Here is a 15653-nt window from a genome sequence, read left to right on the forward strand (position 1 = left end):
AAACCGGTTCTTTCCTGGTCAGGCGGGGACTTCCGGGCTGCTGCAGGCTGTCCGTCGCCTGCCTTGGTTCCGTTGTTCCTGGACCGATTATCCCTCGCCCGGGGGCCAGGATCGCCCGTTCGGGCTATGAAGTGAGAATCCGGTTCCACATTGTGATGCGCGCCGGGTGGCGGCCCGGCGGCCGCGGACCCCCACCCGGCCGGTCGCCCGTTCGGACGACGGTCGATCAGCCCTTGCGGGCGCCCGGCAGCAGGACCGTGCGCAGCGCGCTGATCTCCCGCATCCGCTTCTCGGCCAGGCGGTCGGCCGCCACGGCCGGCGGGACGCCGTCGGTGGCCGCCCGGGTGAAGATCTCCAGGGTGGTGTCGAAGATCTTGGTGGCCTTGTTCTTGGCGCGCTCGAAGTTGAAGCCGTCGATCTCGTCGGCGACCTGGATCACTCCGCCGGAGTTCACCAGGTAGTCGGGCGCGTAGAGGATGCCGCGGTCGGCCAGGTCCTTCTCGACGCCCGGGTGGGCCAGCTGGTTGTTGGCCGCGCCGCAGACGATCGAGGTGCCGGCCGCGCCGAGCGCGCCCACGGTCACGTCGTCCAGCGCGCCGCCCAGGGCGCAGGGGGCGTAGACGTCCAGCTCGGCCTGGAGCAGGGCCTTGGTGTCGGCCACCACCTGGACCTCCGGGTGCGCCGCGCGGACCCGGTTCAGGGCGGTCTCGGAGACGTCGGTGATGACCACCGTGGCGCCGTCGGCGACCAGGTGGCCGACCAGGTAGTGGCCGACCTTGCCGACGCCCGCGACGCCGACCCGCCTGCCGCGCAGGGTGGGCTGGCCCCAGCGGGCCTGGGCGGAGGCGCGCATGCCCTGGAAGACGCCGAAGGCGGTCAGGATGGAGGAGTCGCCGGCGCCGCCGTGCTCCGGCGAACGGCCGGTCACGTACTCGGTCTCGCGGGCGATTACGTCCATGTCCTGGACGTAGGTGCCCACGTCGCACGCGGTGATGTAGCGGCCGCGCAGCGACTGCACGAAGCGGCCGTACGCACGGAGCATCGCCTCGTTCTTCGCCTTGTCCGGGTCACCGATGATGACGGCCTTGCCGCCGCCGAGGTCGAGGCCGGCGAGCGCGTTCTTGTAGCTCATGCCGCGGGACAGGCGCAGCGCGTCCTCCAGGGCCTCCTCCTCGGAGGCGTACTGGTGGAACCGGGTGCCGCCGAGGGCCGGGCCGAGAGCGGTGGAGTGGATGGCGATGATCGCCTTCAGGCCGCTGCTGCGGTCGTGGCAGAGCACGACCTGCTCGTGGCCGTCGCCGGGGACGCCGTCCTGCTCGGTACGGAAGATCCTGCTCAGCACGCCGGGTGCGGGGTGCGTCGCGGAGGTCTGTACGTCGGTCACTGTGGTGACTCCAGTATCTGTGGCCCACTGCTGTGGTGTGGGCGCCTGGGCGGAAGCGTAGCCCCGGGGCGGGCCCCGGATCTGCCCCCGTGCGGCAACAAAAAGGGGACGGAACCGGCAACGAGGGAGAGCCGCCGAGGGCAACGGGCGGGCGCGGTCCCGAAGAGGCCCGGAACACCCTCCCGGCGGGCGGGGGCGGCGTGCGACGATGCGATGCGTGACCACCGTGCGCACTTCGGTTCTTCCGCCGTACGCCGCCCATCTGCGGGTCTACGAGCCGCTCGCCGCCTATCCGGAGCCCGAGCGGGCCCGTTGGCAGGCGTATGCCGCCGCGCACGGCCCGGACGCGACCGCTCCCGAGCACTCGGTCGCGCCGGCCGCGCTGGCCGAGCAGCGCCGGGCGCTCGCCGATGTGGTGGGCCGCACACCGCGCGCCCTGCCGGACCGGGAGAGCGAGCTGGCCTTCGTCCGGCAGGTGGACGGGGTGACGTACGTCTGTCCGTGGGCGACCAGGCTGCGGAGCTGGCAGGCGCTGGACGAGCTGCGTGCCTCGCTGCCGGTGGCGCTGCTGGACACCGTGCTGCCGCCGGTCGCGCGGGCCGCCGCGGTGGCCGAGAAGGACCGCTGGCAGGCGGGGCACCCGGACGCCCGGCCGTGGATTCTGACCAGCCGTTGGGAGGTGCCGCTGCGCTGGTTCCTGCCGTTCGGGGCGGAGGACCGCCGCTTCGTGCCGGGCAGCGCCGAGGGACGGCCGGTCCCGGCCGCGCTGTTCTACCTGACGCCGATGGCGCAGGCGCGCCGCCGGGTGGCGCGTGCCTACCGGGCGCTCCGGGAGCGGGAGGGACAGGGCGGGCTGCTCCCGGGCCGGGGACCGGTGCGGCGGCCGGTCGGCCGGAGCGGGCCGCTGGTGCAGGAGGTGGAGCAGATCGGGCGCTGGCTGGAGGAGTTCCATCCGAGGTCGCTGGTGGAGCTGGACTACGGGGGCCTGGTGCACCTGCTGGGCCCCGAGCGGCTGGCGGTGGAGGATTCGGTGGCCGAGGTCGAGTCCGGGCTGCTGGCGCTGCGCTCGGGCGACGAGGCCGGCGCGGCGCGGGCATACGAGTCGGTGACGGCGCGTTGGCGCCAGGTGCTGGCCCTGCGGCACGCCAGCTGACCGGGGCGCCCGTCGGGCGGCGGAAGGCCCGCGGGGGCGGCGGGCGGCGGCTGACGGGCCCTCAAGAGGCCGCCGGGGGGAGGGTGTCAGAGGTCCGGGTCAGGATGGTCTGGTCCTTGGCGGTCCCGGGGCGAGGACCTAGGTCCCGGTTCGGGTCAATACCCCTCGAACGTGACACTACTCACCGTTGACGCGAACTTACACCTATGTGCAAAAATGGGACAACCAGCCCAAGTTCACTCAGGTGTGTCCACTTTTGGGTGGATGTGACGGCGGTGCGTGCTTTGCGGGGAAACTAAGGGTCTGGTCCACTCCTGACCGATGGTCACCGTACGGTGACTGTCCGCTATGGGCTGGTCCATGGCCATCCGTCGTGCTTGAACCCGTGAGGGGTCAATTTTGGCGGTTTGGCCGATGGGGCTGGACGAATGGTGTAGTTGTAGACACCAGGACAAGCCGTTCGTCCTATTACCGACTCGGCCCGTCTGTGCCATTTCGGGCATCGCGGGCCAAGGTGCAGAATTTGAAGGATAGAACCGCCCTGGTTCGGTTCTCCCGAGGAGGCCGCTCATGACCGCTCGTACCCCTGACGCTGAGCCGCTGCTGACACCGGCAGAGGTCGCCACGATGTTCCGTGTTGACCCGAAGACGGTTACCCGTTGGGCCAAGGCCGGCAAGCTCACGTCCATCCGCACTCTCGGCGGTCACCGCCGTTACCGTGAGGCGGAGGTGCGCGCACTGCTGGCCGGTATTCCGGCGCAGCGTACGGAGGCCTGAGAGGCCAGCTGACACATTTCGTAAGGGGCCGTATCCCTGACTCCGCCGGGTCTGGGGTGCGGCCCCTTACGTGTGCCGGAATCGGGTGTTCCTATTGGTGCTGATGTGAGTGGGGGGAATTCCCGGGAAATACATGTGCAATTTTATATATTAAATGAGGGGGGTACGCTCGGGGTGTCTGGAGTGTCCGGCCTCAAGAAAAGATAAGTGATGACGATCACGGGATCGCCGCCTTGTGGTCCGCGCCCGGTCCGGGGTAGTGACTGACACCCGCTCAGCGCAAAACGAGAGGCCCGGAACCTTACGGCTCCGGGCCTCTCATGTACTGCGATCCCGACGGGACTTGAACCCGCGACCTCCACCTTGACAGGGTGGCGAGCTAACCAACTGCTCCACGGGACCAGAGTGTTCTGATCTCCTGTCCGCTTGCTTGTCGCTCGCGAACAAGACAGATCGTACTGCATGTCTGGCCCCCAGGTCGAACTGGGTCCGCGGCCCGTCCTTCCCCCCGTGCCCGGAGGGAAGGACGGGCGGCTACAGAGTCGCCGCGGCGGCGTCCATCGCCTTGAGGATGCGCTTCTCCGAGACGGGCGCCGGGGTGCCCAGGCCCTGGGCGAAGAAGCTCACCCGGAGCTCCTCGATCATCCAGCGGACCGCCCTGACCTCGGGCGAGGGCTCGCGGCCGGCCGGCACCCCGGCCAGCAGCCGTCCGTAGGCGTCCTGGACCTGCTGGATCTTGCCCAGGTGCAGCAGGTCGCGCTGCGGGTGGTTGGGCAGGGCCTCCAGGCGGCGGTCCACGGCGAGCAGATAGCGCTTCAGGTCGGGCAGGCGCTGCCAGCCGGTCTCGGTGACGAAGCCGGCGTGGACGAGCGAGGCGAGGTGCAGCCGGACGTCGTTGACCGCCGAGAGCAGGACCGGGCTGGAGACCGACTTCAGGCGGGTGGACGCCTTGTGGAAGGCGATCAGCGCACTGGCCGTCTTCAGCGTGGTGTCCGCCGACAGGTCGTAGAGGTCGGCCCGCACCTTGTCGTACAGCTTGGTGAAGGCCGCCTCCTCCCAGACCGGGCCGCCGTTCACGGTCATCAGCCGGTCGGTGGCCGCCGCGACGATGTCCTCGAACAGTGCTGTGATCGAGCCGTGCGGGTTGTAGGAGAGCGCGAGCTTGGCCTGGTTGCCCAGCCGGCCCTGGATCGACTTGGCGGGCGAGGGGATGGTGAGCATCAGCAGCCGCCTGGTTCCCGCCCACATCGCCTGCGCCTGGGCCTCGGGCGTGTCGAAGAGCCGGATGCCCACGCTCTCGCCCTCGTCCACCAGTGCCGGGTACGCGCGCAGCGAGTGCCCGCGCGAGCGCTGCTCGAAGGTGCGCTGGAGCAGCGGCAGGTCGGCCGGCCAGGCGGTGAGCCCGCCGCGCTCGATGCCCTGGCCGGAGGCGGCGCTGGAGAGCGTCTCCTTCAGCCTGGGCTTCAGCTTCAGCCGCAGGTCCTCCAGGTCCTTGGACTCGGCCAGCTTCCGCTTGCCGTCCACCACCCGGAAGGTCACCTTCAGGTGGTCGGGGATCCGGGAGTCGTCCCAGGCGTCCGCCGGGATCGGGAGCGCCGACATCCGGTGCAGGATCCGCTCCAGGGTGGGCAGCAAAGGCTCCTGACGGTCCTTCACCTGCTTCAGCGCCGCCGCGGCGAAGTCCGGGGCGGGGACGAAGTTGCGCCGGATCGCCTTGGGCAGCGAGCGGATGTACGCGGTGACCAGCTCGGCCCGCAGGCCCGGGATCTGCCAGTCGAAGCCCTCCGAGGAGACCTGGTTGAGCACCGGCAGCGGGATGTGCACGGTCACGCCGTCCGCGTCGCTGCCCGGCTCGAACTGGTAGGTCAGCTTGAAGCGGAGCTTGCCCTGCTGCCAGTAGTCCGGGTAGTCGGCCTCGGTGACGCCGCCGGCGGCGTCGTTGATCAGCATCGACTTCTCGAAGTTGAGCAGGTCCGGCTGCTCGTGCCGGGCCTTCTTCCACCAGGAGTCGAAGTGCCGGGTGGAGACGATCTCCTCGGGCAGCCGGGAGTCGTAGAAGTCGAACAGGGTCTGGTCGTCCACCATGATGTCGCGGCGGCGGGCCCGGTTCTCCAGCTCCTCCACCTCGGAGAGCAGCTTGCGGTTCTCACCGAAGAACTTGTGGTGGGTCTCCCAGTCGCCCTCCACCAGTGCGTTGCGGATGAACAGTTCGCGGCAGAGCTCGGGGTCGATCCGGCCGTAGTTGACCTTGCGCTGGGCGACGATCGGCACCCCGTAGAGGGTGACCTTCTCGTACGCCAGCACCGCGCCGGACTTCTTCTCCCAGTGCGGCTCGCTGTACGTCTTCTTGATCAGGTGGCCGGCCAGCGGCTCGACCCACTCCGGCTCGATCTTCGCGTTGATCCTGGCCCAGAGCCGGGAGGTCTCGACGAGTTCGGCCGACATCACCCAGCGCGGCGGCTTCTTGAACAGCCCCGAGCCCGGGAAGACCGCGAACCGGGCGCCGCGCGCACCGCCGTACTCGCGCTTCTCCACGTCGAACAGGCCGATGTGCGAGAGCAGTCCGGAGAGCAGCGCCTGGTGGATCCGGTCGCCCTCCGGCTCCGCGTCCGGCTGCGGCTCGTCGATGGACACGTCCAACTGCTTGGCCACCGTGCGGAGTTGGTGGAAGATGTCCTGCCATTCGCGTATCCGCAGGTAGTTGAGGAACTCCGACTTGCACATCCGGCGGAAGGCGGAGGAGGAGAGTTCGCGCTGCTGCTCCCTGACGTACCGCCACATCGCCAGGTAGGAGAGGAAGTCGGAGGTCTCCGAGGAGAAGCGGCGGTGCCGGTCGTCGGCGGCCTGGCGCTTCTCGGCGGGGCGTTCGCGCGGGTCCTGGATGGAGAGCGCGGACGCGATCACCATCACGTCGTGGACGCAGCCGAGCCGGTCGGCCTCCAGCACCATGCGGGCCATCCGGGGGTCCACCGGGAGCTGGGCCAGCTTGCGGCCGAGCGCGGTCAGCCGCTTGCGCGGGTCCTTCTCGGCGGGGTCGAGGGCGCCGAGCTCGTGCAGGAGGCTGACGCCGTCCTTGATGTTGCGGGAGTCCGGCGGGTCCAGGAACGGGAAGGCGGAGATGTCGCCGAGACCGGCCGCCGTCATCTGCAGGATGACCGAGGCCAGGTTGGTGCGCAGGATCTCGGCGTCGGTGAACTCGGGGCGGGCGAGGAAGTCCTCCTCCGAGTAGAGCCGGATGCAGATGCCGTCCGAGGTACGGCCGCAGCGGCCCTTGCGCTGGTTGGCACTGGCCTGGCTGATCGCCTCGATCGGCAGCCGCTGCACCTTGGTGCGGTGGCTGTAGCGGGAGATCCGGGCGGTGCCCGGGTCGATCACGTACTTGATGCCGGGGACGGTGAGCGAGGTCTCGGCGACGTTGGTCGCCAGGACGATCCGGCGGCTGCTGGAGCGCTGGAAGACCCGGTGCTGCTCGGCCGAGCTCAGCCGGGCGTAGAGCGGCAGGACCTCGGTGAACTTCAGGTTCAGCTTGTTCAGCGCGTCGGCGGTGTCGCGGATCTCACGCTCGCCGGAGAGGAAGACCAGGATGTCGCCCGGGCCCTCGGCCTGGAGTTCCACGGCCGCGTCGCAGATCGCCTGGACCTGGTCGCGGTCCCGGTCGATGTCCTCCTCGCTCTCGCCCTCCTCCAGGATCGGGCGGTAGCGGACCTCGACCGGGTAGGTGCGGCCGGAGACCTCGATGATCGGGGCGTCGTCGAAGTGCGCCGCGAAGCGTTCGGGGTCGATGGTCGCGGAGGTGATCACGACCTTGAGGTCGGGGCGGCGGGGCAGCAGCTGCTTGACGTAGCCGAGGATGAAGTCGATGTTGAGGCTGCGCTCGTGCGCCTCGTCGATGATCAGGGTGTCGTACTGGCGCAGCTCGCGGTCGGTCTGGATCTCCGCCAGCAGGATGCCGTCCGTCATCAGCTTGACCAGGGTGTCCTGGCCGACCTGGTCGGTGAAGCGGACCTTCCAGCCGACCGCCTCGCCGAGCGGGGTCTTCAGCTCCTCGGCGACCCGCTCGGCCACCGTACGGGCGGCGATCCGGCGCGGCTGGGTGTGGCCGACCAGGCCCTTGATGCCCCGGCCCAGCTCCAGGCAGATCTTCGGGATCTGGGTGGTCTTGCCGGAGCCGGTCTCGCCCGCGACGATCACCACCTGGTGGTCGCGGATCGCGGCGAGGATCTCGTCCTTCTTCCGGCTCACCGGCAGCTCTTCGGGATAGCTGATCGCGGGGACGGCCTCGCGGCGCGCCCGGACGCGGAGCTCGGCCCTGTCGATCTCCGCCGACAGCTCCTCGGCGATCTTCTGCCGGGCCTCCGGCTTGCGGACCCGCCGGGCACCGTCCAGCCGTCGGCCGATCCGCTGCTGGTCGCGGATCGTGAGCTCGGGCAGTCGGGCGGCCAGCCCCCCGATGGTGGGCGCATCGGCGGGCTGGGCTACGGGAGAACTCACTGCGGACATCCCTCTAGGTTCGCAAGGAGGCGCAGGCAGGCGCACCTCGGTTTTCGAGCCCCTCCAGTGTCACAGACCGCCCGCCGCTACCGTCGAAGGCCGTCGGGGTCCGCGCCCGTGCTGGTCGATCCGCCCGCCTCGGGACGCCGTGCCCGCGTCCGGCGGGCCCTGAGACCGACCGGCACGCGACGCCGTGGGCCCTGTCGCCGGTCGGGCTGAGCGGGCGAGAGCGCGAGGTAGCGGGCCGGGGCGAAGGATTCCCGATTGCGCGGGCCGGGTAGCGGACGGAGGCTGACCGGTAGTCATCCATCGCCCCTTCGTCCCCAGGAACGGTCCCATGGCGAACCCTGGCCCCCGCCCTCACGACACCCGGCTGCCGGGCGAATCCCAGAGGTACCGCGAGGCCCGCGAGGAGCTGCGGCTGGCGGAGATCGAGCTGATGCGGCAGCGCGAGCGCCTCGCAGCCCAGCGCCGCGCCCTTCCCAAGGGGCCGCCGGTGCCCGACCACACCTTCCTGGAGGGCCCCCGATCGCTCGACGCGGGCGACGAACCGGTGAGCCGGGTCCGACTGAGCGAGCTCTTCACCGGGCCCGGGCGACCCCTGGTGATCTACCAGCTCATGTACGGCAAGCGGCAGACCGAGCCCTGTCCGATGTGCACCATGTGGATCGACGGGTACAACGGTGTCGCCCGGCACCTCGCCCGGAACATCGACTTCGCGATCGTCGGGGCCGCCGATCCGGTGCCCCTGCGGGCGCACGCACGCAGCCGCGGCTGGCACCGGCTGCGGCTGCTGAGCTGCGGGGATAACACCTTCAAGTACGACATGGGCAGCGAGGACGAGAACGGCGAGCAGGACTCCCGGATCTCGGTCTTCGACCGTGGGGCGGACGGCACCGTCCACCATCACTACTCGGCGACTCCGAGGATGGCCGAGGACATCGACCAGCGCGGGATCGACCTGCTCTCGCCGGTCTGGCACCTGCTGGACCTCACCCCGCAGGGGCGGGGCGACTGGTTCGCGGGTCTGGACTACTGATCCCCCGGGCGGCCGGCTCCCGCTTCCTCGCGGACCCGATCAAGGAGGTGGCCGTCCGCCGCGCCGTAGGGCTCAGGAGACACGAAAATGCCCCCCGGAGCGGGCTGCTTCGGGGCCTTTTCAGAGTAGTCCGGCGCCGGGACCGGCAGCGCCCGTACGCGGTGCTTGCCACGGCCCCGTTCCTCGGATCGGTACAGGGCTTCACGGCCGGCTGCGGTGAATGCGACGGTGTTATCGGTCAGTTCGACTGCGGCGAGGCCCGCGAGCACGGTGAGCGGGCACGCCACGCTACGACACCGCCGTGGCGCGCCTGGTCCAGCTCCGTGATGCCTGTGGCCACGTCGGGCGCGGCCTTGCGTTCCGGCAGCGGCTGGCCGCGCTCCGCGACCGGCACCTCCCCGGCTTGCTGCGCAGACTCGGGAACGGAGGTCAAGCGAGCCAAGGCTGCCAAGCTGGTGTGCGAGACGGGGCATCCGGAAGCTCATGAGATCTACAGTCGCAACACGGCGGAGGAGGAACGGTGAACCACGCACGCTGGCAGCTGGCTCGGGACAAGCGCGCGCTCCACGGGGAGTTCGAGCCCCCAGCGATCATCGCCGAGCGAGAGCAGATTCGTCTGGCCATGGCGCTCGGTCAGCTGGTCTACGACCGGCGCACCCAGCTGGGACTGAGCGAGGACGAGCTGGCGGTTCGCCTCGGTAGCACCGCTGATGAGGTGGAACACATCGAGGTTGGTGGAGTCCTCCCGGTCACGTCCGACCTGCTGCTGCGGATTGCCGCAGCTCTGGAGGTGTCAGTGGACGTCCACCTGGCGACCTCGGGCACGGCAGTCAGCTTCGCCGCTCGCGCCGCCTAGCTGGGAGGAAACCGTGGACTATGGCCAGCAGCCGTCCGTCGCTCTGCGGGACAGGCGAAAGCAACTGGGAATCTCCCAGACCGAACTCGCCCGGCGGGCCGGCATGACGCAGCCTGGCATCTCCCGCGTGGAACTTGGGGAGACGACCCCGACCCTGCCCCTCCTGGCGCGGCTCGCCGAGGCGCTGGAGGCAGACCTCGACATCCGGCTGGCCCCTCTGGACGGAAGGACGACGATGCGCTTCGTGCCCCACCGTCACGCCGACGCGGCGTGACGGCAGGGCCGGTGGCTTTGCGGCAGAGACGTGGAGAGGTCCTGACCGTCCGCTGTGCCGTTGGCGTCAAACGACGCAAAAATGCCCCCGAAGCGAGCTGCTTCGGGGGCACCGTGCCTGGTCATACGTTGTGGCCAGGGCCGGGGTCGAACCGGCGACCTTCCGCTTTTCAGGCGGACGCTCGTACCAACTGAGCTACCTGGCCGTACTGCACCGTCTCTTGCGAGACGAGCGATCCCGACGGGACTTGAACCCGCGACCTCCACCTTGACAGGGTGGCGAGCTAACCAACTGCTCCACGGGACCTTGCACGGTATCTCTCCGCGCAGGCCTTGCGGCACTGACTTTACTACGGTACTACGTGCCCCCAACGGGATTCGAACCCGTGCTACCGCCTTGAAAGGGCGGCGTCCTGGGCCACTAGACGATGAGGGCTTGCGGCCCTTCCGGCTGTTATCCAGCGTTCGGGGACGTCGAGAAGCATATGGGATGCCGGGCGCGAACACCAAAACGGATTCCGTCCGGGCGAGGCGGACCGTCAGGGCGGGCCGCCCGTACGGGGTGCGGGTCAGGACCAGCCGAGCTCGTGGAGCTCGCCGTCGTCGAAGCCGAAGTGGTGGGCCACCTCGTGGATCACCGTGGTGAGGACCTCCTCGACGACCTGTTCGCGGGTCTCGCAGTGCCGCAGGGTCGGGCCCAGGTAGATCAGGATGCGGTCCGGCAGCACGCCCGCGTACCACTCGCCGCGCTCGGTGAGCGGCGTGCCCTCGTACAGCCCGAGCAGGTCGGGGTGGTCCGGATCCGGTTCGTCCTCGACGAAGACGGCGACGTTGTCCATCATGGCCGCGAGCTGCGGGGGGATCTGGTCCAGGGCATCTGCGACCAGCGTCTCGAACTCGTCCCGGGTCATCTCCACCGCCCCATTGTCGGATGACGGGTGACGCGTCGCCAGATGATCGGCGGGGCGGCTTCCGGTGGGGCGGCTTCCGGTGGGGTGGCTTCGGGCGGGTCGGCCGGTCGTGCGGGGTGGTGATCGGCTGGTGATTCACTGAGGTGTGAATTCGGAACAAAAAGGGCGGGGCCGACGGCCATCGGCCCTCAGCGGGCAGGGACCCGCGGTGGCCGTGGTCGCGCTCGGCGGGATGGTCGGCGCCGCCGCGCGCTACGGCGCCGGCCTGCTGTGGCCCACCGCGCCGACCGCCTTCCCATGGACCACGCTGGTGGTGAACGTCGTCGGCTGCGCGGTGATCGGCGCCTTCCTGGTGCAGATCACCGAGGGGCGGACGCCGCACCCGCTGCTGCGCCCGTTCTTCGGCACCGGCGTCCTGGGCGGCTTCACCACGTTCTCGACGTACGCGGTGGACGTGCGGCGTCTGGTCGAGCACGGGCAGGCGGCGCGCGGCATGGCGTACCTGGCGGGGACCCTGCTGGCCGCGATGGCGGCGGTCTGGGCGGCATCGGCGCTGGTCCGGTGGCTGCGGGTGGTGTGGCGGGCCCGGGTCGCGGCGGTGGCGGGCGCCGGGGCGGCCGTCCGGGCGGCGTCCTCGGCCGGTGAGGGCGGTCCCGTCGGCGGCGGGACCGCAGAGGCTGATCGGAGTACGGAATGACCAGGCTGACGGGTGGCGCGCTGCGGCTGACGGTGTTCGTCGGGGAGAGCGACGGGTGGCACCACCGGCCGCTGTACAGCGAGATCGTGCACCGGGCGCACGCCGCCGGGCTGGCCGGGGCCAGCGTCTTCCGGGGGATCGAGGGCTTCGGGGCGTCCTCGCTGGTCCACACCGCGCGGCTGCTGTCGCTCAGCGAGGACCTGCCGGTGGCGGTGGTGATCGTGGACACCGAGGAGCGGGTGCGGGCCTTCCTGCCTGAGCTCGACGGACTGGTCGGGGAGGGGCTGGTGACCCTCGACGAGTGCGAGGTGGTCCGGTACGTCGGCCGCGGCCGGCAGGAGGCGGCCGAATGAGTACCGCGACGCTGGTGAACTGGCTGCTGGTGCTGGCGGGGGCCGCGGTCGGCGCCCCGCTGCGCTATCTGACGGACCGTGCGGTGCAGGCGCGCCACGACACGGTCTTCCCCTGGGGGACCTTCGCGGTCAACGTGGGCGGCTGCCTGGTGCTGGGGCTGGTCACGGGGGCGGTGGCCGCCGGGGCGGCGGGCCCGCAGGTGCAGCTGCTGCTCGGCACGGGCCTGTGCGGGGCACTGACCACCTACTCCACCTTCTCGTACGAGACGCTCCGGCTGGCCGAGGGCGGGGCCCGGCTGTTCGCGCTGGCGAACGTGGCCGGCAGCCTGCTGGCCGGGCTGGGCGCGGCGTGGGCGGGTGCCGCGGCGGCCCAGGCGCTCTGGGCCTGAACGGGCGGGGCCTGAACGGGCGGGGGCCTTCTCCGGGCGCCCGGGCAACGACTTGGTCACTGCCCGTGTCCGGTGGGCGCCGCGCGCGTTGGGCACCGGAAGCGGAGCGTGCGCGGCGGCCGTCCCAGGCCGGTCCGGGCGCGGGGAGGAGAAGTGGCTCGGTGATGGCAGGGCGGGCGAAGGCGGAGCGCGTGGTCCGGGTGGCCGCCGGGGACGGGGGTCGGCGCCCGAGGGGGAGCGCGCGGGTGCGGGTGGCCGGCGGGGTGGTGCTGGCGCTGGCCGGGATGGGGGTGGCCGGGTGCATGTCGGTCGGTGCGGGCTCCCCGGAGCAGCCCGGTACCCAGCCGGTCGGACGGACCGAGGTGGTCGGGAAGGTCGGCGCCAGCGGCGCGCCGGGCAAGCCCGGGGGCGGGCAGCGGTCGGAGCGTCCGGGCGAGCGCGGCGGGGGTCCGGAGGCGCCGGCCGGCGGCGGCGCCGAGGCCGCCCCGGGCGCGCCCGCACCCGGGGCCACCCCGCAGCCGGCCGCGGGGCAGCCGGGGACGACGCCCGGTGCGGAGAACGGCGGCACCCCGAGCGCGACGCCCGAGACGCCCGTGGCGGGCTCGTCGAAGCCTCCCGGCGGGCCGTCCGCGCCCCCGTCCGCCTCCTCGGGCGGTACGCCCAGCAGCGCCCCGAGCCCGGCTCCCCCGTCACCGACGAAGGCGCCGGAACCTTCACCGAGCAGTAGTCAATCGACGGCCCCGACCGGCGGATCCACCGGCCATTAGCGCTGTGGCCAGGGCATTTGCCTTGGATCCGGAGACTCCTCTATGGTGGTAGATCGTTCGTTTGATCCATTTGACTGGCGCCCTATTCCCATCTGGCGCCCTTGGCGCGTTCCGGCGATCCGTGGCTGACCGCATAGAGGCGGTTGTAAATCAGACCCCCGGACTTAGGCGCGTGCCACTTCCGGAAGGTTTTGAATGTCTCTCGTTGACGACGACCGCTTCGCCATGCCCGCGAACGGTTCGGACGCCGATGCCCCTGCCGCCACCGACTCCACCGAGATCGCCGACTCCGTCGAGACCGTCGACGCTGAGAACGTCGACGCCGAGAACGTCGACACCGCCGATGCGGACACCGCCGAGCCCACCATCACCTTCGGTGACCTGGGCCTGCCGGACGAGGTCGTGCGCGCCCTCGCCAAGCGCGGCGTCACCACCCCGTTCCCGATCCAGGCCGCGACCATCCCGGACGCCCTGGCCGGCAAGGACGTGCTGGGCCGTGGCCGCACCGGCTCCGGCAAGACCCTGAGCTTCGGTCTGCCGCTGCTGACCCGCCTCGCCGACGGCGACCGCACCAAGCCCAAGCACCCGCGCGGCCTGATCCTGGTCCCCACCCGCGAGCTGGCGATGCAGGTCGCCGACGCCCTGGAGCCGTTCGGCTCGGTGCTCGGCCTGCGCCTCAAGGTCGTCTGCGGCGGTACCTCGATGTCCAACCAGATCTACGCGCTGGAGCGCGGGGTCGACGTCCTGGTCGCCACCCCCGGCCGCCTGCGCGACCTGATCAACCGTGGCAGCGCCAAGCTGGACGACGTCCAGGTCGCCGTGCTCGACGAGGCCGACCAGATGGCCGACATGGGCTTCCTGCCCGAGGTCACCGAGATCCTCGACCAGGTCCCGGCCGGTGGCCAGCGCCTGCTGTTCTCCGCCACCCTGGAGAACGAGATCGACACCCTGGTCAAGCGCTACCTGAACAGCCCGGTCACCCACGAGGTCGACCCGTCGGCCGGCGCGGTCACCACCATGACCCACCACATCCTCGTGGTGAAGCCCAAGGACAAGGCGCCGATCACCAACGCGATCGCCGCCCGCAAGGGCCGCACGATCATCTTCGTCCGCACCCAGATGGGCGCCGACCGGGTGGCCGAGCAGCTGATCGAGGCCGGCGTGAAGGCCGACGCGCTGCACGGCGGTATGACCCAGGGCGCCCGTACCCGGGTCCTGGGCGACTTCAAGGACGGTTACGTCAACGTCGTGGTCGCCACCGACGTCGCCGCCCGTGGCATCCACGTGGACGGCATCGACCTGGTCCTCAACGTGGACCCGGCCGGTGACCACAAGGACTACCTGCACCGTTCCGGCCGCACCGCCCGCGCGGGCCGCTCCGGCACCGTCGTCACCCTGGTGCTGCCGCACCAGCGCCGCAGCGTCTTCCGCCTGATGGAGGACGCCGGTGTCGACGCCGGCCGCCACATCCTGGACCACGCCTTCGACCCCGAGGTCGCCCGGATCACCGGTGCCCGTTCGCTGATCGAGGTCCAGGCCGAGTCCGCCTCGGGCATCGCCGGTGCCGCCGAGCGCGAGGTCGCCGAGATGACCCGCCAGCTGGAGCGGGCGCAGAAGCGCGCCACCGAGCTGCGCGAGGAGGCCGACCGACTGGCCGCCCGGGCCGCGCGCGAGCGGGCGGAGCTGGGCATCGAGGACGAGCCCGCCGCTGAGGAGGGCACCGCCGAGGCCGCCGCCCCCGCGACCGAGACCGCCGCTCCGGCGGCCGAGGCCACCCGTACCCCGTCGTACCGCGAGGCGCGCGGTGAGCGCGGTGAGCGCGGCTCGTACGGTGACCGCGACCGCGAGCGCGGGCGTGAGGACCGGGGCTTCAGCCGGGACCGCGACCGGGAGCGTCCGTCCTTCGGCCGGGACCGTGGCGAGCGTGGTTTCGGCCGCGACCGGGACGACCGTGGCGGTCGTTCCTTCGGTGACCGTCCGGCCCGTTCCTTCGGTGACCGGGACCGTGGCGAGCGTGGTTTCGGCCGCGACCGCGACGACCGTGGCGGTCGTTCCTTCGGTGACCGTCCGGCCCGTTCCTTCGGTGACCGTCCGGCCTTCGACCGCGACCGCGGTGAGCGCGGCGGCCGTCCGCAGGGTGGCTTCAACCGCGATGACCGCGGCGGCCGTTCGTTCGGTGACCGGGACCGTGGCGAGCGTGGTTTCGGCCGCGACCGCGACGACCGTGGTGGCCGTTCCTTCGGTGACCGTCCGGCCCGTTCCTTCGGTGACCGTCCGGCCTTCGACCGCGACCGCGGTGAGCGCGGCGGCAACACCCGTCCGTTCGCCCGCCGGGACGACCACCGCTCCGGCGGCCGTCCGCAGGGCGGCTTCAACCGCGACGACCGCGGCGGCCGTTCCTTCGGTGACCGCGACTCGCGTGGCGGCAGCTTCAACGGCGGTGACCGCAAGCCGCGTTGGAAGAACTGACGCACCGCGTTGACCTTCGTCCGGGCCCGCTCCACTTCGGTGGGGCGGGCCCGGACGCGTTGCGGCCCGAAACCTTGTGGTGGTACGGCACGGG

The 15653-nt window shown here is 71.2% G+C and carries 13 protein-coding genes and 4 tRNA genes; 10 read left to right on the top strand and 7 right to left on the bottom strand.

The annotated features are described in order from the left end of the window. Nucleotides 1-226: 226 nt before the first annotated feature. The gene (locus tag ACSMTC_RS20150; protein WP_436561102.1) at nt 227-1384 is read right to left on the bottom strand and encodes a Glu/Leu/Phe/Val dehydrogenase dimerization domain-containing protein; all 1158 of its coding nucleotides are present in this window, start codon (nt 1382-1384) and stop codon (nt 227-229) included. A gap of 217 nt (nt 1385-1601) precedes the next feature. On the opposite strand from ACSMTC_RS20150, the gene ACSMTC_RS20155 reads away from it, so the two are divergent. Together ACSMTC_RS20155 and bldC are read left to right on the top strand one after the other, a co-directional pair. Beyond that, on the top strand, nt 1602-2537 hold the full coding sequence (locus tag ACSMTC_RS20155) for a DUF8083 family protein (protein ID WP_473965317.1): 936 nt from the start codon (nt 1602-1604) through the stop codon (nt 2535-2537). A 570-nt stretch (nt 2538-3107) separates the two neighbouring features. After that, the gene (gene bldC, locus ACSMTC_RS20160; RefSeq protein ID WP_014137253.1) at nt 3108-3314 is read left to right on the top strand and encodes a developmental transcriptional regulator BldC; all 207 of its coding nucleotides are present in this window, start codon (nt 3108-3110) and stop codon (nt 3312-3314) included. Nucleotides 3315-3642: 328 nt separating this feature from the next. Here the strand turns inward: bldC and ACSMTC_RS20165 are convergent. Beyond that, nucleotides 3643-3716 (bottom strand) — tRNA-Asp (locus ACSMTC_RS20165). 132 nt (nt 3717-3848) lie between these two features. Further along, a complete protein-coding gene (gene hrpA, locus ACSMTC_RS20170) occupies nt 3849-7814 on the bottom strand; it encodes an ATP-dependent RNA helicase HrpA (RefSeq protein WP_436561104.1) in 3966 nt (1321 codons plus the stop codon). A gap of 328 nt (nt 7815-8142) precedes the next feature. Here hrpA and ACSMTC_RS20175 point away from each other — a divergent pair, with 328 nt between their 5' ends. The 3 genes from ACSMTC_RS20175 to ACSMTC_RS20185 all read left to right on the top strand — a co-directional run bounded on the left by ACSMTC_RS20175 (nt 8143) and on the right by ACSMTC_RS20185 (nt 9974). Next, nucleotides 8143-8844 (top strand): DUF899 family protein, encoded by a 702-nt coding sequence (locus ACSMTC_RS20175; RefSeq protein WP_436561105.1) that lies wholly within the window; start codon nt 8143-8145, stop codon nt 8842-8844. A gap of 520 nt (nt 8845-9364) precedes the next feature. Next, nucleotides 9365-9700 (top strand): helix-turn-helix domain-containing protein, encoded by a 336-nt coding sequence (locus ACSMTC_RS20180; RefSeq protein ID WP_436561106.1) that lies wholly within the window; start codon nt 9365-9367, stop codon nt 9698-9700. Nucleotides 9701-9713: 13 nt separating this feature from the next. Next, nucleotides 9714-9974, top strand: a complete 261-nt coding sequence (locus tag ACSMTC_RS20185) for a helix-turn-helix domain-containing protein (protein WP_436561107.1) — start codon at nt 9714-9716, stop codon at nt 9972-9974. Nucleotides 9975-10105: 131 nt separating this feature from the next. On the opposite strand, the gene ACSMTC_RS20190 is transcribed toward ACSMTC_RS20185, so the two are convergent. From ACSMTC_RS20190 to ACSMTC_RS20205, 4 genes are all read right to left on the bottom strand, one after another. Further along, nucleotides 10106-10179: transfer RNA gene (locus tag ACSMTC_RS20190), tRNA-Phe, on the bottom strand. Nucleotides 10180-10206: 27 nt separating this feature from the next. Next, nucleotides 10207-10280: transfer RNA gene (locus ACSMTC_RS20195), tRNA-Asp, on the bottom strand. A 56-nt stretch (nt 10281-10336) separates the two neighbouring features. After that, nucleotides 10337-10409 (bottom strand) — tRNA-Glu (locus tag ACSMTC_RS20200). 133 nt (nt 10410-10542) lie between these two features. Continuing rightward, nucleotides 10543-10884 (bottom strand): metallopeptidase family protein, encoded by a 342-nt coding sequence (locus tag ACSMTC_RS20205; RefSeq protein ID WP_436564743.1) that lies wholly within the window; start codon nt 10882-10884, stop codon nt 10543-10545. Between the two features lie 145 nt (nt 10885-11029). Here ACSMTC_RS20205 and crcB (ACSMTC_RS20210) point away from each other — a divergent pair, with 145 nt between their 5' ends. The 5 genes from crcB (ACSMTC_RS20210) to ACSMTC_RS20230 all read left to right on the top strand — a co-directional run bounded on the left by crcB (ACSMTC_RS20210) (nt 11030) and on the right by ACSMTC_RS20230 (nt 15559). After that, a complete protein-coding gene (crcB, locus tag ACSMTC_RS20210; RefSeq protein WP_436561108.1) occupies nt 11030-11581 on the top strand; it encodes a fluoride efflux transporter CrcB in 552 nt (183 codons plus the stop codon). Then, nucleotides 11578-11934 carry a DUF190 domain-containing protein gene (locus ACSMTC_RS20215; protein ID WP_436561109.1) on the top strand — a complete coding sequence of 119 codons (357 nt, stop codon included), beginning with the start codon at nt 11578-11580 and terminating at the stop codon, nt 11932-11934. The genes crcB (ACSMTC_RS20210) and ACSMTC_RS20215 overlap by 4 nt, the downstream gene beginning before the upstream one ends. A 14-nt stretch (nt 11935-11948) precedes the next feature. Continuing rightward, the gene (gene crcB / locus ACSMTC_RS20220) at nt 11949-12323 is read left to right on the top strand and encodes a fluoride efflux transporter CrcB (RefSeq protein ID WP_436564744.1); all 375 of its coding nucleotides are present in this window, start codon (nt 11949-11951) and stop codon (nt 12321-12323) included. Between the two features lie 164 nt (nt 12324-12487). Further along, nucleotides 12488-13090, top strand: a complete 603-nt coding sequence (locus ACSMTC_RS20225) for a hypothetical protein (RefSeq protein WP_436561110.1) — start codon at nt 12488-12490, stop codon at nt 13088-13090. Between the two features lie 195 nt (nt 13091-13285). Then, complete coding sequence (locus ACSMTC_RS20230) at nt 13286-15559, top strand: DEAD/DEAH box helicase (protein ID WP_436561111.1); 2274 nt, start codon at nt 13286-13288, stop codon at nt 15557-15559. Nucleotides 15560-15653 lie beyond the last annotated feature (94 nt).

This window comes from Kitasatospora sp. HPM-01-4 (assembly GCF_051374625.1).
In the GTDB taxonomy this organism is placed as follows: domain Bacteria; phylum Actinomycetota; class Actinomycetes; order Streptomycetales; family Streptomycetaceae; genus Kitasatospora.